This is a genomic window from Achromobacter sp. RT286_PF, from assembly GCF_059760425.1.
This window is the reverse complement of sequence record NZ_JCBAMR010000002.1, coordinates 169,244-192,819: the sequence shown is the minus strand read 5'-3', so window position 1 is coordinate 192,819 and position 23,576 is coordinate 169,244. Positions and strand designations below refer to the sequence as shown.

The 23,576-nt window shown below is 66.4% G+C and carries 22 protein-coding genes; 15 read left to right on the top strand and 7 right to left on the bottom strand.

All coding sequences use genetic code 11. The features are described 5' to 3' along the window. The first annotated feature begins 161 nt into the window (after nt 1-161). The 8 genes from AC6LJY_RS02750 to AC6LJY_RS02715 all read left to right on the top strand — a co-directional run bounded on the left by AC6LJY_RS02750 (nt 162) and on the right by AC6LJY_RS02715 (nt 9,067). Nucleotides 162-1,601 carry a M81 family metallopeptidase gene (locus AC6LJY_RS02750; RefSeq protein ID WP_498135239.1) on the top strand — a complete coding sequence of 480 codons (1,440 nt, stop codon included), beginning with the start codon at nt 162-164 and terminating at the stop codon, nt 1,599-1,601. 57 nt (nt 1,602-1,658) lie between these two features. Then, nucleotides 1,659-3,242: an ABC transporter substrate-binding protein gene (locus AC6LJY_RS02745; RefSeq protein ID WP_498135238.1), complete on the top strand. Its 1,584-nt coding sequence runs from the start codon at nt 1,659-1,661 to the stop codon at nt 3,240-3,242. A 35-nt stretch (nt 3,243-3,277) separates the two neighbouring features. Beyond that, nucleotides 3,278-4,213, top strand: coding sequence for an ABC transporter permease (locus tag AC6LJY_RS02740; protein ID WP_046803848.1), 936 nt, complete (start codon nt 3,278-3,280; stop codon nt 4,211-4,213). A 19-nt stretch (nt 4,214-4,232) separates the two neighbouring features. Next, nucleotides 4,233-5,144, top strand: coding sequence for an ABC transporter permease (locus AC6LJY_RS02735; RefSeq protein WP_046803849.1), 912 nt, complete (start codon nt 4,233-4,235; stop codon nt 5,142-5,144). 9 nt (nt 5,145-5,153) lie between these two features. Continuing rightward, nucleotides 5,154-6,227 carry an ABC transporter ATP-binding protein gene (locus AC6LJY_RS02730; RefSeq protein WP_498135237.1) on the top strand — a complete coding sequence of 358 codons (1,074 nt, stop codon included), beginning with the start codon at nt 5,154-5,156 and terminating at the stop codon, nt 6,225-6,227. Beyond that, complete coding sequence (locus tag AC6LJY_RS02725; protein ID WP_046803851.1) at nt 6,224-7,237, top strand: ABC transporter ATP-binding protein; 1,014 nt, start codon at nt 6,224-6,226, stop codon at nt 7,235-7,237. The genes AC6LJY_RS02730 and AC6LJY_RS02725 overlap by 4 nt, the downstream gene beginning before the upstream one ends. Then, a complete protein-coding gene (locus tag AC6LJY_RS02720) occupies nt 7,222-8,637 on the top strand; it encodes an amidase (RefSeq protein ID WP_498135236.1) in 1,416 nt (471 codons plus the stop codon). The genes AC6LJY_RS02725 and AC6LJY_RS02720 overlap by 16 nt, the downstream gene beginning before the upstream one ends. A gap of 250 nt (nt 8,638-8,887) precedes the next feature. Beyond that, complete coding sequence (locus AC6LJY_RS02715) at nt 8,888-9,067, top strand: hypothetical protein (RefSeq protein ID WP_046803852.1); 180 nt, start codon at nt 8,888-8,890, stop codon at nt 9,065-9,067. 74 nt (nt 9,068-9,141) lie between these two features. On the opposite strand, the gene AC6LJY_RS02710 is transcribed toward AC6LJY_RS02715, so the two are convergent. Further along, on the bottom strand, nt 9,142-10,698 hold the full coding sequence (locus AC6LJY_RS02710; protein WP_498135235.1) for an MFS transporter: 1,557 nt from the start codon (nt 10,696-10,698) through the stop codon (nt 9,142-9,144). Nucleotides 10,699-10,805: 107 nt separating this feature from the next. Here AC6LJY_RS02710 and AC6LJY_RS02705 point away from each other — a divergent pair, with 107 nt between their 5' ends. Further along, nucleotides 10,806-11,690 carry a LysR family transcriptional regulator gene (locus tag AC6LJY_RS02705; RefSeq protein WP_485857233.1) on the top strand — a complete coding sequence of 295 codons (885 nt, stop codon included), beginning with the start codon at nt 10,806-10,808 and terminating at the stop codon, nt 11,688-11,690. A 150-nt stretch (nt 11,691-11,840) separates the two neighbouring features. Next, complete coding sequence (locus AC6LJY_RS02700; protein WP_498135234.1) at nt 11,841-12,500, top strand: acetoacetate decarboxylase family protein; 660 nt, start codon at nt 11,841-11,843, stop codon at nt 12,498-12,500. A gap of 74 nt (nt 12,501-12,574) precedes the next feature. Here AC6LJY_RS02700 and AC6LJY_RS02695 read toward each other — a convergent pair whose 3' ends face one another. Then, on the bottom strand, nt 12,575-13,540 hold the full coding sequence (locus AC6LJY_RS02695) for a DMT family transporter (protein WP_498135233.1): 966 nt from the start codon (nt 13,538-13,540) through the stop codon (nt 12,575-12,577). Between the two features lie 98 nt (nt 13,541-13,638). On the opposite strand from AC6LJY_RS02695, the gene AC6LJY_RS02690 reads away from it, so the two are divergent. Continuing rightward, nucleotides 13,639-14,418, top strand: a complete 780-nt coding sequence (locus tag AC6LJY_RS02690; RefSeq protein WP_046803856.1) for an AraC family transcriptional regulator — start codon at nt 13,639-13,641, stop codon at nt 14,416-14,418. A gap of 10 nt (nt 14,419-14,428) precedes the next feature. Here AC6LJY_RS02690 and AC6LJY_RS02685 read toward each other — a convergent pair whose 3' ends face one another. Both AC6LJY_RS02685 and AC6LJY_RS02680 read right to left on the bottom strand, forming a co-directional pair. After that, nucleotides 14,429-14,920, bottom strand: a complete 492-nt coding sequence (locus AC6LJY_RS02685) for a hypothetical protein (protein WP_498135232.1) — start codon at nt 14,918-14,920, stop codon at nt 14,429-14,431. After that, nucleotides 14,895-15,287 carry a phage holin family protein gene (locus AC6LJY_RS02680; protein ID WP_046803858.1) on the bottom strand — a complete coding sequence of 131 codons (393 nt, stop codon included), beginning with the start codon at nt 15,285-15,287 and terminating at the stop codon, nt 14,895-14,897. The genes AC6LJY_RS02685 and AC6LJY_RS02680 overlap by 26 nt, the downstream gene beginning before the upstream one ends. A gap of 124 nt (nt 15,288-15,411) precedes the next feature. Here AC6LJY_RS02680 and AC6LJY_RS02675 point away from each other — a divergent pair, with 124 nt between their 5' ends. Continuing rightward, nucleotides 15,412-15,678 carry a hypothetical protein gene (locus tag AC6LJY_RS02675; RefSeq protein ID WP_314362664.1) on the top strand — a complete coding sequence of 89 codons (267 nt, stop codon included), beginning with the start codon at nt 15,412-15,414 and terminating at the stop codon, nt 15,676-15,678. Nucleotides 15,679-15,682: 4 nt separating this feature from the next. On the opposite strand, the gene AC6LJY_RS02670 is transcribed toward AC6LJY_RS02675, so the two are convergent. Then, nucleotides 15,683-16,768: a calcium:cation antiporter gene (locus tag AC6LJY_RS02670; RefSeq protein ID WP_485802916.1), complete on the bottom strand. Its 1,086-nt coding sequence runs from the start codon at nt 16,766-16,768 to the stop codon at nt 15,683-15,685. Between the two features lie 239 nt (nt 16,769-17,007). Between AC6LJY_RS02670 and AC6LJY_RS02665 the strand changes: the two genes are divergently transcribed. The 3 genes from AC6LJY_RS02665 to AC6LJY_RS02655 all read left to right on the top strand — a co-directional run bounded on the left by AC6LJY_RS02665 (nt 17,008) and on the right by AC6LJY_RS02655 (nt 20,611). Then, the gene (locus AC6LJY_RS02665; RefSeq protein WP_120156891.1) at nt 17,008-17,457 is read left to right on the top strand and encodes a YMGG-like glycine zipper-containing protein; all 450 of its coding nucleotides are present in this window, start codon (nt 17,008-17,010) and stop codon (nt 17,455-17,457) included. 101 nt (nt 17,458-17,558) lie between these two features. Next, nucleotides 17,559-17,996: a GNAT family N-acetyltransferase gene (locus AC6LJY_RS02660; protein ID WP_498135231.1), complete on the top strand. Its 438-nt coding sequence runs from the start codon at nt 17,559-17,561 to the stop codon at nt 17,994-17,996. A 182-nt stretch (nt 17,997-18,178) separates the two neighbouring features. Beyond that, the gene (locus AC6LJY_RS02655) at nt 18,179-20,611 is read left to right on the top strand and encodes a mechanosensitive ion channel domain-containing protein (RefSeq protein WP_498135330.1); all 2,433 of its coding nucleotides are present in this window, start codon (nt 18,179-18,181) and stop codon (nt 20,609-20,611) included. 58 nt (nt 20,612-20,669) lie between these two features. Here the strand turns inward: AC6LJY_RS02655 and AC6LJY_RS02650 are convergent, their stop codons facing one another. Together AC6LJY_RS02650 and AC6LJY_RS02645 are read right to left on the bottom strand one after the other, a co-directional pair. Next, complete coding sequence (locus tag AC6LJY_RS02650; RefSeq protein WP_498135230.1) at nt 20,670-21,971, bottom strand: sigma-54-dependent transcriptional regulator; 1,302 nt, start codon at nt 21,969-21,971, stop codon at nt 20,670-20,672. After that, nucleotides 21,968-23,395 carry a sensor histidine kinase gene (locus AC6LJY_RS02645; RefSeq protein ID WP_498135229.1) on the bottom strand — a complete coding sequence of 476 codons (1,428 nt, stop codon included), beginning with the start codon at nt 23,393-23,395 and terminating at the stop codon, nt 21,968-21,970. Before AC6LJY_RS02645 ends, AC6LJY_RS02650 begins: the two co-directional genes overlap by 4 nt. Between the last annotated feature and the right edge of the window lie 181 nt (nt 23,396-23,576).

Genomic DNA, 23,576 nt, shown 5'->3' with positions numbered 1-23,576 from the left:
CGCGCCGGTGTGCCGCCGATGATCCGCTTACGGAACGCAACGCCATGCCGAACACGCAGGCGCTGACGACATAGCCGGCCTATACAAGGGGAAATGATGACGTCTTACCGGAACGCCACGGCAGCCGTGGCGCTTGCGCCAGCCTGTCCCGGAGCGCAGCCATGAAGGTCTTCTGCGCCGGTCTGGGCACCGAGACCAACACCTTCGCACCCATGCCCACCAGCCTTGCGGCCTTTCAGGAACGCGACTACTACCCGGCCGGCACGCATCCCGATTCCGTCACCTTCGCCGGTGCGCCGCTCTTCGTGGCGCGCCTGCAAGGCCGCGAAGCAGGCTGGACGCTGGTGGACGGCCTGGTGGCTTCCGCGCAGCCCGGCGGCATCACCACGCGCGCCGCCTACGAAACCTTGCGCGACCAGATCCTGGCCGACCTGCGCGCCGCGATGCCGGTGGACATGGTGCTGCTGGGCCTGCACGGCGCAATGGTGGCCGATGGCTATGACGATTGCGAAGGCGACATCCTGCACCGTGTGCGTGAACTGGTCGGCCCCGACGTAACGGTGGGCGCCGAGCTGGACCCGCACGCGCACCTGACGCCGCTGATGGTGGAACAGGCCACGGTACTGGTGCTGTTCAAGGAATACCCGCACACCGATATCCGCGAACGCGCCGAAGACCTGCTGGCCCTGTGCCTGGACGCGCACGCGGGCCGCACGCGTCCCGTGGCGGCGCTGATCGATTGCCACATGATCGTGCCCATGCACACCACGCGCGAGCCGGCGCGCGGCTTTGTCAGCCGTATCAAGGCGCTGGAAGGGCGCGACGGCATTCTGTCGATATCGGCCGCGCAGGGCTTCGCCACGGGCGACGTGCCCGAGATGGGCACCAAGGTGCTGGTCTATGCCGATGGCGACGCCGCCGCCGCGCAGACGCTTGCACGCGCGCTTGCCGATGAACTGATCGGCATGCGCGAACAACTGATGGTGCCGTACCGCAGCGTCGACGAAGCGCTGGACGAAGCCTTGGCGTTCGACGGTGGCCCGGTGGTGTTGGCCGACCGCCCCGACAACCCCGGCAGCGGCGCGCCCGGTGACGCCACCTTCGTGCTGCAACGCGTGCTTGAGCGCGGCGTAAGCAATGTGGCGCTGGGCCCGCTGTGGGACCCGGTGGCCGCGCGCATCGCCTTCGATGCGGGCGTGGGCGCCGAACTTGACCTGCGCATCGGCGGCAAGGTCGGCCCGTTGTCAGGCGACCCGATCGACCTGCGTTGCACCGTGCTTGCCGTGAAGGCGGACCTGGTGATGACCGGCCTGTCCGGCGCACCGGCGCCGATGGGCGACTGCGTGTTGGTGCAGGCCCAGGGCGTACAGATCGTGCTGACTTCCGTGCGTAACCAGGCCATCAACATGGACCTGTTCACCCAGCTGGGCTGTGATCTATCGGCCTGCAAGATCGTGGTGGTCAAGTCCGCGCAGCATTTCCACGCCTCGTTTTCAAAGGTCGCGCGCCACATCATCTATGTGGGTGGCAAGGGCGTGGCGACGCCGGATTGGAAGACGCTGACGTATCGCAACATCCGGCTGCCGAAGTGGCCGCTTTAAGATCCCGCCGGCGCATGGCCGCCGGCGAATCCACTTATTTGACGGGAACCTAGTGCGATGAAAAACCGCCTGCTTTGCCTGATCTCGACCGCCACGCTGGGCCTGGCCTGCACCCTGGGCGCCGTGCCCGCAAGCGCGCAGCCGGCCAAGACCCTGCGCATTGTGCCGCACGCCGACCTGAAGGTGCTGGACCCGACCTTCACCACCGCCTACATCACGCGCAACTTCGGCTACATGGTGTACGACACGCTGTTTGCGATGGACACGCACAGCAAGCCGCAGCCGCAGATGGTCGAAAAATACGAGGCCAGCGACGACAAGAAGACGTGGACGTTCACGCTCTTGGCCGGCCTGAAATTTAGCGACGGCCAGCCCGTGACGACGGACGATGTGATTGCATCGCTGCAACGCTGGTCCGCGCGCGACAACATCGGTCAAGCCATCACACGCGCCGGCGGCAAGTGGGAAGCGCTGGACGCCAGCCGCTTCAAGCTGACGCTGAACCAGCCCTTTGACCTGGTGCTGGACGGATTGGCCAAGGTGTCCAGCTACCCCGCCTTCATCCTGCCCAAGCGGCTGGCGTCGCAGCCGGCAACCAAGCCGCTGACCGAAGTGGTGGGCTCCGGCCCTTACGTGTTCAAGCGCGATGAATGGGTGCCGGGCAGCAAGATCGTGTTCGAAAAGAACCCGCACTACCTGGGGCCGAAGATGGCGGCCGACGGCCTGGCGGGCGACAAGACGCCGCATATTCCGCGCGTGGAATGGCGTGTGCTGCCGGACTCCAACAGCGCCACCGCCGCGCTGACCAACGGCGAAGTGGACATGATCGAGCAAGCGCCCGCCGACTACATCGACGCGCTACGCGCCAACAAGAACGTCAAGATCGGCGTGCTGGAACGCGCGCAGGGCTACATCATCCTGAACCAGTCGATGCCGCCGTTTGATAACCCGAAGGCGCGTCAGGCGGTGGCGCATCTGGTGGATCAGGACAAGTTCACGGCTGCCATGGGGTACCCGGACGACCTGCGCATGAAGTACTGCGCCACGGTCTTCATCTGCGGCGGTCCCAACGACAGCACGGCGGGCGCCGCGCCTTACGCCAAGCCTGACCCGGCGCTGGCCAAGAAGCTGTTGGCCGAAGCCGGCTACAAGGGCGAAAAGCTTGCCATCCTGTTGCCGACCGACCTGGCCTATCTGAATTCCGCAACGCTGGTTGCCATCCAGGCCTTGCAGGACATCGGCGTCAATCTGGACATCCAGTCGATGGATTGGGCCACGCTGACCGCACGCCGTGCGCGCAAGGAAACGCTGGACAAGGGCGGCTGGAACATCTTCCTGTCGGCCGCGTCCGAGTTCAACGTGGACTCGCCCATCAGCAATACGTATCTGGGCGCCGTGTGCGGCAACAGCCTGCCGGGCTGGCCGTGCGACAAGAAGCTGGACGAACTGCGCGAACAGTGGATTGCCGCCACCAGTTCGGACGAACGCAAGCGCGTGCTGGATCTGTTTCAGGAGCGCGCCTACGAGGTCTTTCCCGCCATTTCCATCGGCCAGTATTCGCGAGCGTTTGCCGCGCATAACAGCCTGAAGAACACGGACAAGATCTGGAGCCTGCCGAACCTCTGGGTGCTGGACAAGTAATCCGGCGCCCGCCGTTACCGATACGCGAGACAACTATGGGTTACATCATTCGGCGCGTGCTTGCCATCGTGCCCGTCATGGCGGTGGTGGCAGTGATCGTGTTCCTGCTGATCCACCTGTCGCCCGGCGACCCGGCGGCGTTGATCGCCGGCGACTTCGCCACGGCCGAGGACATCGCCAAGCTGCATACGGCGCTGGGCCTGGACGAGCCCTTGTGGCGGCAGTTCGGCCTGTGGGCCGCCAAGCTGATGCAAGGCGACCTGGGCACGTCGATCTTCACGCAAGTGCCCGTGACGCAGTTGCTGTCGCAGCGGGTGGAGCCCACCTTGTCGATCGCCGCCATCACCATGCTGGTATCGATCCTGGTGGCGGTGCCGCTGGGCGTGTTGGCGGCATATCGCGCCGGCACCTGGATCGATCGCCTGGTCATGCTGTTTTCGGTGCTGGCGTTTTCGTTGCCGGTGTTCCTGGTGGGCTATCTGCTGATCTACGGGTTTGCGGTCAAGCTGCAATGGCTGCCGGTGCAGGGCTATGTCAGCCTGTCCAGCGGCGTGGGGCCATGGCTGCGCAACCTCACCTTGCCGTGTATCAACCTGGCGCTGGTGTACATCGCGCTGATCACGCGGATGACGCGGGCCACCGTTGTCGAAGTGCTGCACGAAGACTACATCCGCACGGCGCGCGCCAAGGGCCTGGCGGTGTTGCCGGTGCTGGAACACGCATTGCGCAACGCCGCCATTCCCATCGCCACCACGGTGGGCGTGGGCATCGCCTTGCTGATCGGCGGAGTGGTCGTCACCGAGACCGTGTTCGCTATTCCGGGCATCGGCCGGCTGGTGATCGACGCCGTCCAGCACCATGACTACCCGGTCATCCAGAGCGTGCTGCTGATTTCGGCGGGCGCCTACGTGCTGATCAATCTGTTGATCGATCTCAGCTACCGGCTGTTCGATCCGCGTATCCGTTATTGAGCCGTCGCGGGAAAGAACCATGTCAGAAAATTTGATTTCCCCCAGCGTGCCCACCGCGCCCGCTGCGCCCATCCTGCTGCACGAGGCCCTCACGGCCAGCGGCCGGCGCTGGCGCTGGGTGCGCAAGCATCCCACGCTGATCATCGGCCTGGTGCTGCTGCTGATCGTGGCGGGCCTGTCGATTGCCGCGCCGTGGATCGCTACGCACAACCCCATCACCATCAACCCCTTGCAGCGCCTGAAGCCGCCTTCGGCCCAGCATTACTTCGGCACCGACGCGATGGGCCGCGACGTGTTCAGCCGCGTGGTCTGGGGCGGGCGCGTGTCGCTGGTCGTGGCCATCGTGGTGGCGCTGGTGGCCAGCGTGATCGGCGTGGTGCTGGGGCTGCTGGCCGGCTTTGTGCGCTGGGCCGACGCCATCATCATGCGCATCATGGACGGCATGATGGCCATTCCCGACATCCTGCTGGCCATTGCGCTGATGGCCGTCATTCGCGCCAGCCTGACTACGGTCATCATCGCCATCGCGATTCCGCAGGTGCCGCGCGTGGTGCGGCTGGTGCGCTCGCTGGCTCTGACCTTGCGCGAGCAACTGTACGTTGAGGCGGCGCATGCCATCGGCACGCGCCTGCCCGTCATCCTGCGCCGGCATGTGCTGCCCAACATGGTGACGCCGCTGGTGGTGCAGGCAACCTTCATCGCCGCTACCGCCGTGCTGACGGAAGCCGTGCTGTCGTTCCTGGGCGTCGGCGTGCCGGCCCAGGTGCCCAGCTGGGGCAACATGATGGCCGACGCGCGCAACTACGTGGCCGTGGCTTTCTACACCATTCTTTACCCCGGCATTCTGCTGGCCATCACCGTGCTGGCCATCAACCTGATGGGCGACGGCCTGCGCGATGCGCTGGACCCGCGCCTGACCAACCAACGCTAGGAGGACGCCATGGCCCTATCCCCCGCCACCGCCGTTGCCCCTGGCGACGTGCTGCTTGAAGTCGACAACCTGCGCACCTACTTCGACACCGTCTCGGGCACCGTCCGGTCGGTCGATGGCGTGTCGTATCAGGTGCGCGCCGGGCGCACGCTGGGCGTGGTCGGTGAATCCGGCTGCGGCAAGAGCGTGACGGCGCTGTCTATCCTGCGCCTGGTGCCGACGCCACCCGGGCGCTTTGCCGGCGGCCAGATCCGCTATCGCGGCACCGACCTGCTCAGCCTCACGGAAAAGCAGATGCGCCAGATCCGCGGCAACCGGATTTCGATGATTTTTCAAGAACCGATGACGTCGCTGAACCCGGTGCTGACCGTGGGCCGGCAGATTGCCGAGACGGTCATGGTGCATCAGAAGCTGAGCCGCCGCGACGCGTACCGCCGTGCCGAAGAGATGTTGCGCCTGGTGCAGATTGCCGAGCCCGAACGCCGCGTGCACGAGTACCCGTATCAGCTATCCGGCGGCATGCGTCAGCGCGTGATGATCGCGCTGGCGCTGGCCTGCAACCCCGAAGTGCTGATTGCCGACGAGCCCACCACCGCGCTGGATGTGACGATCCAGGCGCAGATTGTCGACCTGCTGCGCAACCTGCAAAAGACGCTGGGCATGGGCATCGTGTTGATCACGCACGACCTGGGCGTGGTGGCGGAATGCTGCGACCGCGTGGCGGTGATGTACGCCGGCCGCAAGGTCGAGGAAGCGCCGGTCACCGAACTGTTCGACCGCCCCTTGCATCCGTACACCCGCGCGCTGATGGGGTCGATGCCGTCCATGAACGCCTCGACGCAACGCCTGGCCGAAATTCCCGGCATGGTCCCCGCGCCCAGCGAACTGGGCAAAGGCTGTCGCTTTGCGCCGCGCTGCACGTACGCCACGCCGCGTTGCCACGTTGAAGCGCCCGAGCTATCCACGCATGGCGTCGACCATGTGGTGGCGTGCCATGAAGTGGCGCGCGTGGCGGCGCAACCCGGCCTGCTGGCCGCGACTTCCGTGGCGCCCGGCGCCACCCTGACCGGAGTTCAAGCATGAGCGCCCACCCTCAGCCGCCGGTGGTTGCATCGACGGCGCCGTTGCTAGACGTGCGCGACCTGAAGATGCACTACCCCGGCGCGGGCGGCTGGTTCACGCCGCGCCGTAAAGTCGTGCAGGCGGTAGACGGCGTGTCGTTCAGCGTTGCTCGTGGGGAAACGCTGGCGCTGGTGGGCGAGTCGGGCTGCGGCAAGACCACCACCGGCAAGTCGGTGTTGCGGTTGATCCAGCCCACGTCCGGCTCCGTCAAACTGGAAGGCGAAGAGATCCTGGCGCTGACGCCGGAGCAGATGCGCAACCGGCGTCGCGATATGCAGATCATCTTCCAGGACCCCTATGCGTCCTTGAACCCGCGCATGACGGCGGGCGATATCGTGGGCGAGCCGCTGCGCAACTACCCGATGTCGGGCGGCCGCGCGCGCGTGGACGAGCTGGCCTGGCTGTTCGACAAGGTCGGCCTGCGCCCCGAAGCCATGAAGAAATTTCCGCACGAGTTCTCGGGCGGGCAACGCCAGCGCCTGGGCATTGCGCGCGCGTTGGCGCTGCGGCCCAAGCTGATCGTCTGCGACGAGCCCGTGTCCGCGCTGGACGTATCGGTGCAGGCGCAGGTCATCAATCTGCTGATGGACCTGCAACAAGAGATGGGCATCGCCTATCTGTTCGTGGCGCATGACCTGGCGGTGGTGCGTCACATCAGCCATCGCGTGGCGGTGATGTACCTGGGCCGCATCGTTGAAGTGGCCGACCGCGACACCTTGTTCTCGCAGCCCCGGCATCCGTACACCGAGATCCTGCTGTCGGCCGTGCCGGTGCCCAATCCGCACAAGCCCGCGCAGCGCAAGCTGTTGCAAGGCGATCCGCCCAGCCCCGCGAACCCGCCCAGCGGCTGCCGCTTTCACACGCGCTGCCCGCTGGCGCAGCCCATCTGCCGCGAGACACAGCCCGCGCTGACGGAACGGCCCGTGGCGTCCGCCACCGGCCAGCAGTGGGTGGCGTGCCATTTTCGATGAACATGCCGCAATTGCTGGCCGGGCCGCTGCCTGACGATGACGCGGTGTTCGGGCAAGCCATCGCCGCGTTGCAGGCGGCGATGGGGGCGGGGCGCTTGACGGCCGTCGACCTGGTGCGCGCGTATCAAGCGCGCATTGCGGCGTACGACCAGGCCGGGCCGGCGCTTAACGCGCTGATCTGCTTGAACCCCCAGGCGGCCAGCGAGGCTGCCTTGCGCGATGCCGAGCGCCGCGCGGGCGTGGTACGCGGCCCGCTGCACGGCGTGCCGCTGCTGTTCAAAGACAACATCGACGCCATCGGCATGCCGGCCACGGCCGGCTCGCGCGCCTTGGCGCGGCGGCTGCCCCGGCAGGACGCCGACGTGGTGCGGCGCTTGCGCGAGGCAGGCGCAATCGTACTGGGCAAAACGACCTTGCACGAACTGGCCTGCGGCATCACCAATGTGTCGTCGATGTCCGGCCGCACGCGCAACGCGTATCACGCCACGCGTGTACCGGGCGGGTCCAGCGGCGGCAGCGCGGTGGCCGTGGCATCCAGCTTTGCGGCGGCCGCCATCGGCAGCGACACCAGCGGCTCCATCCGCATCCCAGCGGCGTTCAACCAGGTGCTGGGGTTGCGGCCCACGGCAGGGCGATGCAGCACGGCCGGCGTGGTGCCCCTGTCGCCCACGCTGGACACGGTAGGCCCCATGGCGCGTTGTGTGGATGACCTGGAGATTCTTTGGTCGGTCATGGCCGGCCGCGACGACGGCGATGCGGCGTCGCAACCGAAGCGTAGCGACTGGCGCATCGGCACCGTCAATGCCTTGTTCGGCAGCGGTGCGGCGCAGCGGGAAGTCTCCGCGCATGTGCAGGCGGCATTGGCGCGCTGGCAGGCGGCCGGTGCGTCGGTGCGGCAGGCGCCGCTGGCTATCGACGACGCGCGCCTTTCCGCCGCCAACGTCACGGGCTACGAATTTCGCGACGCATTGGCGCAGTGCCTGCGTGACGCCGACGTGCCGGTGAGCAGCCTGGGCGACATCCTGGACGGCGCCTACCCGCATCCGGAAGTCATGACGGTCTTGCGCGAACGCAATGCGATGCAGGATCCGGACGGCAGCGGCCGTCAGGCAACGTTGGCCCGTGCCGCCGCAATTCGCGCCGAGGCCCTCGCAGCCATGGCGTCCGGCGACTTCGATATGCTGGCCTATCCCAGCGTGCGGGGTGGGCCGGTACAACTGGGCGAAGCACAGACCGGCGGCAACGGGCTGCTGGCTTCGGTTACCGGCTTGCCTGCCCTGAGCCTGCCCATCGGCTTCACGCCGAGCGGCATTCCGGTTGGCCTGGAACTGCTGGGCGCGGCGGGCAGCGAAGCGCGGTTGCTGCGCGCGGCGCGGGATTTTGTTCAAGCGGTGGCCTAGCCGCCGCCCGGCACCCCGACAACCCCAACCCATCCATCGACGCGTTCGTGGCGATCATGCGCGAGACGCCCGCCAAGCGGGGCCGGCCGAGAAAAACGGTGCAGTTGGCAGCGTTTTCATGCGGTGCAGATCGGTAGATCAGGATCACGGGATAATTCTGAAAGTGCATGGGTCGTCCGGCGCACGTATCATGATCCGCGTCGCGGATGTCGCACGCTTTGCCGATCGACTTGCCTGGCACGAGTAGTACATGAGGCTGCTGAAGCAGCGTTTTGAGGAAATGATGAACTTTTGGGTCCCTGTAGTCTTCGGTACGTTCAAGCTTCTGGTGTTGGGCACGGGCATGTTTCTCGCCATCAAGTCTCACTACGATGGAGAAAAAAAGGAGAAGAAGGAGAAGGAAAAGAATGAGGTGGATGCGCCGTCGTGACGGCGTGCCATGGAGGGGCGACTGCGATGCCGTGGTGATCGCCCTCTGGCACCTTGATCGTCAACACCTTCCCTTCAATCACCCACCGCGCCCGCGCAACGTGGGCCACGCGCGGGTATCGGTGCGACACCGCTGCGATCTTCCCGGCCGATGAATCCGTAAAGCGCCACCGCCGTGACAACGGTGACGGCGCACAGCACGTATAGCAATGCGGCAAACGCTTGCCCCGATGCCAGGGTCAGCGCCGCATGCGGCGTTGACGGCAGTAGCGTCATCGCGCCTGCAACGTCGCCCGCCACCAGGCGCTGGGCCGCTGCCCCCACTGTTGCTGCCCGCTCTGGTGCGGCCGCCGAAAGATAATGGGTTGTCAGTGCGGCCAGTACTGCACTGACAATCGCCAGCGCCAGACCTTCGCCCGCCACACGCGACGTGCTGAAAATGCCGGCCGCCATGCCGGCGCGCTCGTTCGGCACGACGCTTACCGCCAATCCGTCCATCAGCCCCCAAGGCAGGCCGATGCCCGCGCCGATCAGCAGCATCGGCCACACACTGGCGGACACGTCGGCCTGTAGCGTTACCTGGCTTAACCATGCCAGGCCGATGGCGTTTGCCAGCAGGCCGATGGCGCACAGGCTCGCGGCCGAAAACCGTTGCACCAGGCGCCCGGCCAGTATCGGCATCACCATCAGCGGGGCCGACAAGGCGGTCATCAGCAGGCCGGCATGAACTTCGTCCAGCCCCAGCACCGCGATAAAACGCACGGGCAGCAAGATCAAAAGCACCACGAAGCCGTACGCCGGCGCGGCGGCCAAGAGCTGAATGCCCACGAACCGCGTATGACGAAATAGCGTCAGATCAAGCAATGGCCGCTTGGAGCGTAATTCGATCATTACGAAGGTGGTGAACGACAGCACGCAAGCGGCCAGCAATCCCAAGGTGCCGGGATGGGTCCACCCGGCGGCCGGTGCCCGCAGCGCCATGCACGTCAGCAACGCCAGGGCGCCCGAAAACGTGATCGCGCCAGCCCAATCCAGCCTGCCCGCGTCAGGGTCGCGCGATTCGCGCAGGTAGCGCCATCCCAGGCCCAGCGCCGCCAGCGCCATTAAACCCGTCAGGCCGAACACGCCTTGCCAGCCCAGTTGCGCGACAAGCAAGCCCGACAGGATCGGCCCGAACGAAAGGCCCACGCCGAAACTCGTGCCCATCAGGCTGAAGGCGCGCGTGCGTGCAGCACCATCGAATTCCTGGGCCAGCGCCGCCGCGCCCGCCGACAGAATTGCCGCGCCGCCCAAACCCTGCGCTGCCCGCAACAGGTTGAACACCGCGATGCCCGGCGCCGCGATCAGCGCCAGCGACGCCAGCACGAATAACGCTGCGCCGCACAGGTAGACGCGCCGGCGCCCATGCCGGTCAGCCAGACCGCCGGCTGCCAACAAGGTGCTGCCAAACGCAAGCATGAACGCATTAGTGACCCAGGCCAGCGCCTCCGGACCGGCATGCAGCGCCTGCGCCAAGGCGGGTAGCGCGACTGCCGGACCCGTGAAACTTAGCGGCATGACCAGCGCACCCAGGCATACGGCGGCAAGCACCCACTGCTGCGCCCCACAAGAGGTTGAAACGGGCTTGCTCATCGTTGATTGTCGAAATCCAAGGAAAGGGATTTCAAGATAATCGGGCGGACGCCGCCGATAAATGGGGTAATAATCCGGTCATTACGGAACAATATTCTTGAATCGACATGGATCGACTTGCCGCTCTCATGCCCTTTGTACGCAGCGCCGAGCTGGGCAGCTTTGCCGACGCGGGCCGGGACCTGGGGCTGTCGCCCTCCGCCGTGGGCAAGGCCGTAGCCCGCCTGGAACGGGATCTGCACGTGCGACTGTTCCAGCGCAGCACGCGCCGCATGCAGCTCACCGAAGAAGGCCGGCTTTACTTCGAGCGCTGCAAACGCATTCTTGACGATCTTGATGACGCTCACGCCATGCTGTCCAGCACGCGCGACGAACCGCGCGGCCGCCTGCGCGTCAGCGCGCCGCTGATCAGCTACCACTTCCTGCTGCCGGTACTGCCGGAATTCGCCGCGCGTTATCCCGGCGTTGAGCTTGACCTGGATTTCAATGATCGCGTGGTTGACTTGATCGGCGAACGGGTCGACGTCGCCATCCGCAGCGGTGATCTGCCCGACTCCCGCCTGATGGCCCGGCCGTTGAGCCGGTTTCGGATGTTGCTATGCGCGTGCCCCGCTTATTTGGCGACGCACGGCACGCCGCAATCGCCCGTTGACCTGCAAGCGCATGCCGCGGTTCGCTTCCGCTTTCCGAATTCTGGAAACGTCCAGCGCTGGCCCCTGGCGGACCCCGGCCCCGGGCTGCGTACCGCGCTGACGTGCAACAACATGGAAGCGCTGCGCGGCGCGGTGATGCAAGGTTTCGGCATCGGCTGCATGCCGGATTTCCTGGCGCGCGATGCGCTGGCAACGGGCCAGCTGATAGAGGTGCTGCCACAACACACCGACGGCGCGGGGCGCTTCCAGCTGGTGTGGCCGTCGAACCGAAACCTGTCGCCCAAGGTGCGGGTGTTTGTGGATTTCATGGGACAGCGCTGCGGGGATGCACCACAGTAGCCGTAGCCGGGGCCGTAGCCGGCCGACGCCCGCGCCGCGCATTGCCCGGCACACGGCTTGCTGCAAGCGCCTTGCACCGGCAAATCCCTGCCATGCAACGTGCCGCTGCCCGGCTCAGGCCTGCGTCCGTTACACCCGAGAGCAACGCCCATGTCTACACCAGCCGCAACACCGTTTCCGCGCGCGCCGTGGTCCTTGCAGGGCTCGGCGCTGATCAGCATCTGGCGCGTGCCGCTGGATGCGCTGCCGGTGGCGGCGGCCAACGGCGCGCGCCTCGTGTCGCTGGGTCGCCAGGCGCTGTGCGCGACGGTGTGGGCGCGCTACGAACCCGGCGGTACGCTGGCCTATAACGAACTGCTTTTTGCCGTGGCGGTGCAATCGTCGGGCGTCGTGGCACCGGCGTGTACCGTCGGTCCTATCTGGGTGGACGACGACGCGGCGGCGGCGGGTGGCCGAACGCTATGGGGAATTCCGAAGCGCATGGGTGTGTTCCAGGCCGGGTCGTCTGACGGCCCGTCGCCCGGGTTTGCTGACGGCGCCACGGCGTCGATGACGGTGGATGGCCGGCGGGTGGCAACGCTGCAATATCAGCCGCCGTCGCGCTTGCGGGTGCCGGTGCGCTTGCCGCTCTGGACGATACAAGACGGCGACTCGGGCCCCATCCGCACGCGCTGTATGTTGCGCGGTCGAATGAGTCGCGGCGCCGCGCGATGGTTTTTCGAGCCGGACGGTCCGCTGTCATTCCTGGCGGGCCGTGAACCGCTGGCCAGCGCGCGACTGGAAAGCTTGTCGGCGCGCTTCGGCGTGTAGCGTCATGGGCTTCCTTGGCGCTTGCGATACGCGCCGCCCACGCAAGCGTCGTACCCGCCAGACCATGATCAGCGCTAGCGCGCGCGACGTGCCTGGGCGGCCGCGGCCGGCAGCGTCGCACTGCCTTGCGCGGCAAGCCTTGAGGGGGCCGCGCCCGCATGCAGCGGCCGATGCACCGTCTGCGCGATCAGCACGCCCACCAGGCTCATGCTGCCGCCGATGACGTGATACGCGTGCATCTGTTCGCCCAGCATGGCCACGGCCAGCACGGCGGTCAGCACCGGCAGCAGGTTGATGAAGATGCTGCAACGGTTGGGGCCCAGGTGCTTGACGCCCTGGATCCAGCAAAACGACAACAGGATGGACGACCCGATGCCGGCGTAGCCGATCAGCGGCAGGGTGCGGGCGTCAAGCGACGCGGTGCCCGCCGGCAGCATCACGAAGAACGGCAGCATGAACACGAGTGCCGCGATGGCTTGCAGGTACACCGCCTGCCACGCCGGAATGGTCAGGCGCCAACGGCGCAGCAGCACGCCGTACAGCGCATACGACAACGAGGCCAGCAGCATCAGCAGGTCGCCTGCGTGGACGCCGTTGCGCGCGATGGCGGCAATGTCGCCCTGGCCCACCAGGTACAACAGGCCCACGAAAGACAGCACGCCGCCCACGGCCATGCCCACGGTCAGCGCTTCGCCCAGCACGATCACGCTGAGGATGGCGGTCAGCAAGGGCACCAGCGCGGTCACGATGGCCATGTTGGTGGCCGTGGTGCTTTCGGCGGCGCGGTACGACAGGCTTTGGAACAGCGCCATGGCCAGCAGGCCGCTGATCGCCATCTTGCCCAGGTGCGGCCGCACCGACGCCCAGTTGCGCAGCAGCGGCCGCAGCACGAAGGGCGACATCAGCGCCAGCGCCAGGATCAGGCGATAGAAGGTGATGGCCGTGGGCGAAATTGCCGACGCGGCCAACTTGGAAACAATGACGTTGCCCGCCCACAGCACGATGGCCATGAACGGAAAGAGCAGGGAAGTGATGGACATGAAGGTCTCCGAAACGAGCCGTTCATGGTGCCGGGCGCCGCCGCGTCCGTCTGGCGCTACTATGTCGCCAGTTATCGCAAAACTGCCAATCTGAACGTATGGAAGATTCCCCTTTCTACAGCGCATTCGTGGCCTCGGGCGCGCCCGCCGCCGCCTTGGCGGTGGATTACCCGCACGGCCATGTCATCGCGCCCCACCACCATGACCGGGCGCAGTTGCTCTATGCCATCCAGGGTGTGATGACGATCGAAGCGCAGGGCGGCAGGTGGGTGGTGCCGCCCACGCGCGGCGTCTGGCTGGAGGCCGACGTGGCGCATTCGGTGCGCATGAGCGGCGCGGTGCGTGTGCGCACCGTGTTCGTCGACAGCCGCGCCACGGCGCAACTGCCCGCGCGTAGTTGCGTGTTGGATATTTCACCTTTGCTGCGGGAGTTGATTGTGGCGGCGGTCGACATGGATGTCGCCGCGCCCAAGCGCCCCGGCTCGCGCGATTGGCATTTGTTGCACCTGCTATTGCAGGAATTGCGCAGCCTGCCGGTGTTGCCGCTGTATCTGCCCATGCCGGCGGACGCGCGGCTGCGCAAGTTTTGCGATGCGCTGATGCGCCAGCCGGACGCGGCGTTGACGTTAGACGAATGGGCGGCCCGGCTGCACCTGTCCACCCGCACCTTGCATCGGCAGTTTCTGCAACAGACGGGCATGCGCCTGGGCCAGTGGCGACGGCAGGCGAGGCTGCTCTTGGCGTTGGAGCATCTTGCCGGCGGGGCGCGCGTGGTGGATGTGGCGCTGGAACACGGCTACACCAGCCAAAGTGCGTTCGCGGCCATGTTCAAGAAGCACTTTGGCGTGTCACCGGCAGCGTTCTACCGGCAGGGGTGACAGCAGCCGTTCAAGGTGGCAAGGGTTTGCTGGCATCCGCCGACATCCCGTCTTGCAACGCGCGCAGCCGCTGCACGTGCTCGTCCAGCTGCATGCGCAGGCGCTCGGCTCCTATCGCATCCGCGCCCGTCGTCACCTCCGGCCCCAGCGCTTCCAGCCGCGCCATCGACGCGCGCAGCTCCGCGATCAAGCGCGTCAATCGCTCAACCTCGGGCGCGGGCAAGATGCCGCTGACGCGTCGGGTATTGCGGCGGTCCAGCAGTTCGGCGACACGGGAGCGCAACGCCACCACCGTCATGGCGCGCAGCGGTTGCTTCAGAAATGGTGGCCAGCCCAGCGCCGCGCCGGCGGCCAGGGCGGTGGTCTTGGCCCACGCCGCGCCCGCCTGGCCAAACGAGGGCGAACGCGCGCTTGCCATGCCGGCGCGGCGCAGTACCTGCCGGTCGCGCTCCATCTTGGCCAAGAGCGCGTCTTTATCAGCCTGGGTGGTGGTCTTGGGCATAGTGGCTCCGTGCGGCGGCGGTATCCAGTCGGACCTGGTGGCTCAGTTCGGCAAAGGGCGAACCCTTGGGCGCGTTGTAGCGCGCGATGGCAAGCGAAATCAGGGTCACCACGAGCCAGGCGGCGGCAACCAGCCACGCGGCCAGCATGCGGTATTCGGTGTCCCAGAAGGTGACGATGGCGGCAACCGAGATGAACCCCAACGTGCCCAGGGCGCAGAACACCAATGCCACCCCGCTGATCAGCGTGGAGATCAACGCGCCCCGGTACAGCGATAACTCGATGCCCACCAGCTCTACGTAATCGCCGGAACGTTCCGCAGCGAATTTCGCGATGTGCCGCAACCTGCGCAATCGTTCGGAAATCATGGCGTCTCCTCGGGGGCCGTGAAAGCCGCTGTGCAGCAATTGCCATGCCCGTCGCCCGCGCTGCCGGGACCATTTTTTGCCGCATGCAATCGCGGTAGCATGGGGCGTTTCAACAGGAGGAATCATGGAAAAGCCAAAGTGGGATTTTCAGATCGAGCGGCCCGTTGAAGAGGGCGGGGCATGGCGCATCGGCTATACGCTGACGTTTGCCGGCGAACCCCAGCCGGGCGAACGCATCGCCATCGAAACCAAGTACTCGTCGGCGCAGACGGCAATTGACGAGGCGACGCGGCTGGCGCGCATCCACGCGGCGGACTTGAACGGCGAGGCGCCCACCTTCGAAAAGCCGACCGACGCCGAGGTGCCCTTTGGGCAGCATCAGCGGTTTTAAAGTCCTACAAACCCAAGCACAGCAGCATCAGGAAGGCGCCGAACAGCACAAAGTGCGTCATGCCTTCAATGGCATTGGTCTGGCCGTCATTCAGGTTGATGGCGGCGACCAGCAACGTCACCAGCATCATCAGCGTCTGTAGCGGCGTCATTGCCATGACGATGCGCTGGCCAGAGATCAACGCCATGGCCTCCATGGCGGGCACGGTCAGGATCACCGTGGACAGCGACGCGCCCAAGGCGATGTTCACCACGGATTGCATGCGGTTGGCCAGGGCGGCGCGCAGGGCGGTCAGCATCTCGGGCGCGGCGGAAATGCCCGCCACGATCAAGGCAATCAGGCCGATTGGGACATCAACGCCTTCCAGGCTGCGGTCCAGCGAATGCGACATCAGTTCCGCCAGGAAACCCACCGCGATGATGCCGGCCGCCATGATCGCGGCCGACGGACGCCAACTGGTCTGCGCCGCCGCGGGCAGGTTGCGGCGCGTTTTCTTTTCCGGATAGCTGTAGCTGAAAAAGTAGCTGTGCGGGCCGGTCTGCATGCGCAGGAATACGCCGTACAGCAGCAACATCGCCACGATGGTGAAGGCGCTGTACGCGCGCCAGCTGGCTTGCGGCACGAATTCCGGAACGATCATCGACACCGTCACGGCAGTCAGGATCATCACGCTGTAGGTGCGCGCGGAATCATCGTTGTAGGCCTGTTCGCCATGCTTGAATCCGCCAATCAACGCGGCCACGCCGAGGATCCCGTTGATGTCCAGCATGACGGCCGAGTAGATGCTGTCGCGCACCAGCGTGGGCGAGCCGCCCTTGGACGACACGATGGCCAGCACGATCACTTCCACCAGCACCGCCGACAACGTCAGGATCATGCTGCCGTAAGGGTCGCCCAGCTTTTGCGCGATGCGCTCGGCATGGCGCGCCACGCTTAACGAGGCGCACAGGATGGCGGCGATCAGGATGGTGGTTTCCGCCAGGCTGGCCATTCGGCCAACGTCGCGCAGCTGTGAATCGACGGCGTATCCGGCAACGGCGATGACGCACGCCAAGAGTAGAAACTTCTCGGACTGGAGAAAGGATTTCATCTGGGTAGGACGGGCGGGAAATAGTGCCAGCCTAGCATGTCATCAGCCAGCCGTCCGGGCGTATCGTCAGGTATGGCGCTTGCTAGCCGCGGCCTTTTCGCGCCGTGCGCGGAGCCGTCAAGCGGCGTGCCGCCCCATATCGCCATACCCAATATTGGGTATTCCGGACATGGGCCGAAGCACGGCATGCGGGACTACATTGCAAGGTCCAGGGTTCTTAACCGCACGTGGAGTTTTCTATGAAAAAGTCCATCATTCCCTGCGTTGCCTTGCTGCTCTCGACCATCGGCCTGACCGCTACCGCACAGACCATTACGCCGATGAAAGGGCAGTCTCCTGAAACCACACAGCAAGACGTCGCCGCCTGCCAGTCCCAGGCGGGGGGCACCGGCACCACCGACACCACGCAGTCTGGCGGTCGTGCGCGCGGCGCCGCCACGGGCGCTGTCGCGGGCGCGGCAGTGGCCGGCGCGCGTGGCCAGCAGCACGAAGAGGCCTATGACCGCATGGACGACGACGTCAAGCAGGAATACCGTCAAAACCAGGCGAAGGACGCGGCGGTGGCCGGCGCCGTGGTGGGTGGGTCGCGCCAGCGGCAGGACCGTCGCGAGCAGGCCAAGACCAGCAGCGCGGCGTCGTCCGCATACACCAGCTGCATGCAGCAGCGCGGCTATCAGGTCACGCCCTGATTGAAGGTGCCGGGGGCGCGGGGCCGCGCGCTTGTCATGAGGCGGACACGATGCCGTCATAAATTTCCGCGCAGTCTTGCACACGCCGCCCGGAAACCGACATGCACCTACGCCCCGCCACCGTCCAGGACGGCCCCGCCATCGCCACCTTGCTGGCGCAACTGGGCTATCCCGGCACCACCGCCTTCATGGCGGAAAAAATCGCCCTGCTATCGGCGCATCCCGATGCCCTGTTGCTGGTGGCTCACGACGATGCCGGACAATTGCTGGGCTTTATCAACCTGCATTTCATGATCCAGCTGGCGCTGCCCGGCGACTTCTGCCGCATCGCGTATTTCTGCGTTGACGACCGGGCCCGCAGCGCGGGCGTCGGCCGTCAACTCGAAGCGGCGGCCGAAGCAGAAGCCCGCGCGCGCGGCTGCGACCGCATCGAAGTGCATTGCCACGAACGCCGCGGGGATGCGCACCGCTTCTACTACCGCCAAGGGTATGAAGAATCGCCTAAATATCTGATGAAGCGGCTGGGCTTTATCATTTAGCCCATGGCGGCGTTGTCCCTGCGATCGCGCGCCGCGTTCCTGGCCTTGATCGCAGAGGAGTTTTATTAGTGGTTCGATTCGCAACGACAGCATCCCTTTTTTATCCGCCCCGCGAAGAGTCCGCGCGCCTTTGGCGGCACCGACGCGCGAGGCCATGGCAGGCGGTGTGGCTGCTGGTGGTGATGCTCAGTTGCGTGTTGTTGAACTGGCCGGCCCAGGCGTTCGCGGCGTCGCCGCTGCAACCCCAGTCGCAGCCGCCCGCCGCATCGGCATCCGCGCTGGCGCCCGATGCGTTGGCCGACCTGCTGGACAATCCCGAGGCACGCAAGGCGCTGGTCGATGCGTTACGGGCGCAGGCGGCCGGCAAGCCGCCCGCCGCATCCGCCGCGCCGGGTGCGGCCACTTCCCCCAAGGCCCCGACCAAGCCCGGTTTACAGGAACGCATGGCCGATGGCGTGCAACAGTTCCTGACCGGCGTGGCCGCCGACATGGGGCAGGGCGTGGACGATATGCGCGCGCTGGCCTCGGGGCGCAGCCTGCGGATGGACGGCGCCACTGCCGGCAATGCGCTGCTGCCGTTGCTGCTGGCGGGCTTGGCAACCGTCATTGCCTATCTGCTGCTGCGGATGATCGCCATGCGCATCTATACGCGCATCGACCGCTGGGTGGCTGAACATGCCAGCCCTTCCGAGGCGGCGACCGTTCACGACCCCGGCACTGCGCGCCGCGCGCCTGCCTCGATGCGGGCCTTGTACCGGCGCCTGGGCGCCATCGTGGGCGCGGTTGCCATCGATGCCGGCGTTGTGCTGCTGGCCGCGATGGCGGGTGGGGCGGCGGCCCTGTGGGGCACGCCCGAGCGCGGCACGCTGGACACCCTGGCGGCCGTATTCCTGCGTGCCTTCGTGGCGGTGGAAATCGTCAAGGTGCTGATCCGCACGGTATTCGCGGTGCGCCATCCGCACCTGCGCCTGCTGCCCATGTCCGACGAGCTGGCCCGGTACTGGAACGCGTGGCTGGTGCGCGTGGTCGCGGCGGCGGGCTATGGCACGCTGCTGGTGGACCCGGTGATCTCGGCAGCGCTGTCGCCCGCCTTGGGTCGCCTGGCCAGCATGGTCATCATGCTGGTGGTGTACGTGTACGCCGTGCGCATCATCTGGCAGAACCGCCATTCGGTGCGTGATCGCATGAACCATCATGCCGCCAACGCGGCCACGTTCATGGGGTCGCGGCTGCACTTCCTGTCGCGCATCTGGCACGTGCTGGGCATCGGCTACTTCACCGTGCTGCTCATCGTCAGCCAGATCGACCCGACCAACGCGCTGCCCTTCATGGCGCGCGCCACCGCGCAGACCCTGCTGGTCATCGGCGTGGGCAGCCTGCTGATCCTGTTGCTGAACACGGTAATGGCCAAGCCCATTCGGCTGTCCGACGACCTGCGTCGGCGCCTGCCCATGCTGGAAGCGCGCGTGAACGCCTATGTGCCCGCCATGCTGAAAAGCGTGGGCTGGATCATTCGCATCGTCATCGTGTTGCTGGTGCTGGACGCCTGGCACGCCTTCGACCTGTCGCGCTGGCTGTCGTCTGACGCCGGTGGGGCGGCCATCAAGATGGTGGTCAACGTGGTCATCGTGCTGCTGATCGCGGCGCTGGCCTGGACCGTTATCGCCAGCATCATCGAACACCGCCTGAGCCAAAGCGAAGGACGCGGCATGCCCAGTGCGCGCGAACGCACGCTGCTGTCGCTGTTCCGCAATGCCGCGTTGATCGTCATCGTCACCATGACGCTGATGGTGCTGTTGTCGCAGATCGGCATCGACGTCGGGCCGCTGATCGCGGGCGCCGGGGTAGTGGGCCTGGCCATCGGCTTTGGGGCGCAGAAGTTGGTGCAGGACATCATCACGGGCGTGTTCATCCAGCTTGAAAACGGCATGAACGAAAACGACGTGGTGCAGGTTGCCGGCGTGTTCGGCACTGTGGAGAAGATGACGATCCGTTCGGTCGGCATACGCACGCTGGACGGCGGTTACCACCTGGTGCCGTTCTCGTCGGTGGATGTGGTCGCCAATCACATGCGTGACTTCTCGTATCACTTAGGTGAATACACCATCGCGCACCGCGAAAGCGTGGACGACGCCATCGAGCATTTGCGCGCGGCGTTCGCCGAATTGATGACCGACTCGGTGCTAGGCCCCGAGATCCTGGAGGAAATGACGGTGGCCGGCGTTACCGCCGTCAACGACAAGGGCGTCACCATCCGCATCCTCATCAAGACCACGCCGGGCATGCAATGGGCCGTGCAGCGCGGCTATAACCGCTTGTTGAAAAAGCACTTCGACGCGGCCGGTATCGAGCTGCCGTACCCGCACACGGTGGTGTACTTCGGGCAGGACAAGCGCGGCTATGCGCCGGCGGCCAACGTCACGCTCCAAGCCGAGCGGCCGGACGACGGCCAGGACGCGCGCGCCGCCGGGCATACTCGACGCCGCTTCAAGCCGGAAACCAGTCAGGACGATTCGGCAGAGGTGTTGGGCAACGAGCTTGAGGCGCGAGAGGAAGGGCTGGAGGAGGCGGGCGCCCGGGCGGAATCGCCGGAGCCAGGCACGCGGCGCGCGTAGGGTAGAGGGCTACCCCCGCGCGCGGATGTCACCGACGGGACTGTCGGCCCGCGCGCCTCTACCCGCCATCCCGCGCCGCGCGCAGCTTTTTCCATAGCGTGGTGCGCGAGATGCCCAGCCGCTTTGCCGCCAAGCCCATATGGCCGCCGGACTCTGCAATGGCTTGCTGGATGGCGCGCTGCTCGGCGTCCAGCCGCGTGGTGGCCAGGCCTGGCTTATCGGCCAGCTTGGTTTCCGGGAAGAGGTCCTCGGCATGGACGTGTGCGCCGTCCGCCATCACGACCGCGCGCGCGATACGGTTTTTCAGTTCGCGCACATTACCTGGCCAGGGGTGGTCGTGCAGCGCCTGGATGGCATCGGGCGATAGCGTCGCGCCCGTGGCGGATTGCGCGGCCAGCAACGCCCGTGCCAGGCTGGGCAACGCACCGGGCCGCTCGCGCAGCGGTGGCGCCGCGACCCTTGCCACCGCCAGCCGATAAAAAAGATCCGCGCGAAACGTACCCTGCGCCATCGCGGCGGGCAGGTCGGCGCAGGTGCTGGCCAGAATGCGGCAATGGGTGTGGCGCGCGGTGCTGTCGCCCAGCGGACGATACTGACCGTTTTCCAGCACGCCCAACAGCGCGGCTTGCGCCCGGGGTGTCAGCTCGGCCACTTCGTCCAGATACAGCGTGCCGCCCTCCGCCTGGGAGAACAGCCCGTCGCGCGCGGCCCCGGCGCCGCTGAAGGCGCCTTTCACGTGGCCGAACAACAGGCTTTCAATCAGGTCCGACGCCAAGGTGGCGCAATTGACGGCAACGAAGGGGCCGGCCGCATAGGCCGAGCGCGCATGTACATAGCGGGCGGCGCGGTCTTTGCCCGAGCCCGTTTCGCCTTCCAGCAACACGGGCAGGGCGCTGGTGGCCAGCCGTTCAAGCTCTTGCGCCAAAGGATAGGTTTCATCGTGCAGCGCGTAGGGGTTCTCCAAGACCTCGTCTTGCTGGCCGGCCGGCTGCGCGGCGATGACCGATCGGATGCGGGCCACCAGCGCATCGGTGTCGTACGGCTTGGTCAGGTAGTCGTTCGCGCCCGCCGACACCAGCCGCACGGCCTGCGCAATGTCGCCATAGGCGGTGGCGAACACCACGGTGGTGTTGGACAGATGCGGGATCAAGCGTCGGTAAAGATCTTCGCCGGAGCCGTCCGGCAGCCGGATGTCGGCCAACAGGAACGCCGGACGCATGCGGGTCCGGCGAAACACTTCGACCGCCTGCGCGCAGCTTTGCACCCATTGCGTGGTGATGCCTTCCAGCCGCAGGCGTTGAAGCAGCGCGCCGCCCAGCAGTTCATCGTCTTCGATCAGCAAAACCTGGATGTCGTTCACGCCGTATCTTCCTGTGGACCGTAGGGCAGGCGCACGGAAATGCGCGTGCCGGTTGCCATGCCGGTCGCCATGCCGGTTGCCATGCGGGTTGCGCGCAAACGGCCGTGCATGGTTGTAGTCAGATCGGCCACGATGCCCAGGCCCATGCCGTCGCCGTCGGTGGCTGCGCCCATCAGCGCGCGCTTGGCGGCCGGCGGCAGGCCGTTGCCCCGGTCGGCCACGTGCAAGGTCAGTGCCTGGCGGCCCGCGCGCGCAAACACCTGCACCAGTTCGCCACGCGGCGAGGCCTGGATGGCGTTCAACACCAGGTTCAGCAACACCTGCCGCACGGCGCCCGCGGGCAGCGCCAGACGGCGGTCCTGCATGCCTTCGCAATGCAGTTCCACGCGCACGCCCGCCCGGTTGGCCTGTGCGCCCACCATCAGCCGGATGTCGGCGATATCTTCCTGGTGCAGCAGGGCGGCGCCGGGGCGAAAGGTACGCAGGCTGGCGTCCACCACCGCTTGCAGCGCCTGCACGCCGCGTTCGATAAAGCCCAGGGATTCGCTGCGCACGTCCTCCCGTTCGCCGAATTGCCGTAGCGTCTGCACGGCGGTGCGCAGCCCGCCCAGGGGGTTGCGCACTTCGTGGGCCAGCGCGGCCGACATCCGCCCCAACACCGCTTCGCGTTCGATGCGCGCATTGCGTTCGGTCAGCGCTTCGCGTTGCTGCGCGCTTTGCACCATCCAGTTGTAGGCCGACAGCAGTTCCTTGAGTTCCGGGTCGGTGGTGTCCACGCGCATGGGGCGCAAGCGATCTTCCGGGCCGGCGCGCAGGGCTTCGGTCAGCGAAATGATCGGGCGCTGAAGCCGGCGCGCCATGCCAAAGCACAGCACCGCGCCGATCAGGCTGATCGCCAATCCCACCAGGCCCAGTTCCCAGGCCAGTTCCTGGCGCTGCCGATGAAAATCGCTGACGTCCAGATTGGCTACCAGCGTCCCCAGGGCGGGCCGCGCGTCGTCCAGCAAGCGCCACGTCCACACGCCTTCGGATCTTGCGCTGGTCAACGTGCCGGAGGTGTCCGCCAACGATGCCAGCGGAATCGGCTCAACCTCGGGGTAGCGCGCCACGTGCGCCAGCAGGCGGTGGTCCGCCGCGACGACGGCCAGCGTGCGATCAACCACGCCCAGATGCGTATCCAGCGCGCGGTTCAGCACATCGACCATCTGTGTGCGGTCGTCGGCGCGCACCGCAGGCAGGATCGCGGCGGACAAACCGTCCAGATACACCTGGCCCAAGTTAGCGACCTGCCTGTCGAACTGGCGCGACACGCCATGCAGCGCCAGGGAAATCAGCGCGGCGGAAATCGCAAGGAACAGCAACGACACCGCAAGCGGAATGCGGGCGGTCAGGGGCAGGCGGGGCAGGCGGTGCAGGTGGTGCATGGGGGCAGCATGGCGATGCGTTCGAAACCACGAAAACGAGGATTATGCCTGCGTGGAATCGGCGTCCGCAGTTGCAAGAATTGGCAAGCGCGCCGCACGCGGGAAAAATCCATGCCAGCCCGCTCGCAGCCCGGGAACTTTGCCGTGTTGTTCACGTTTGTGAACATCCGCGGTGCTGCGA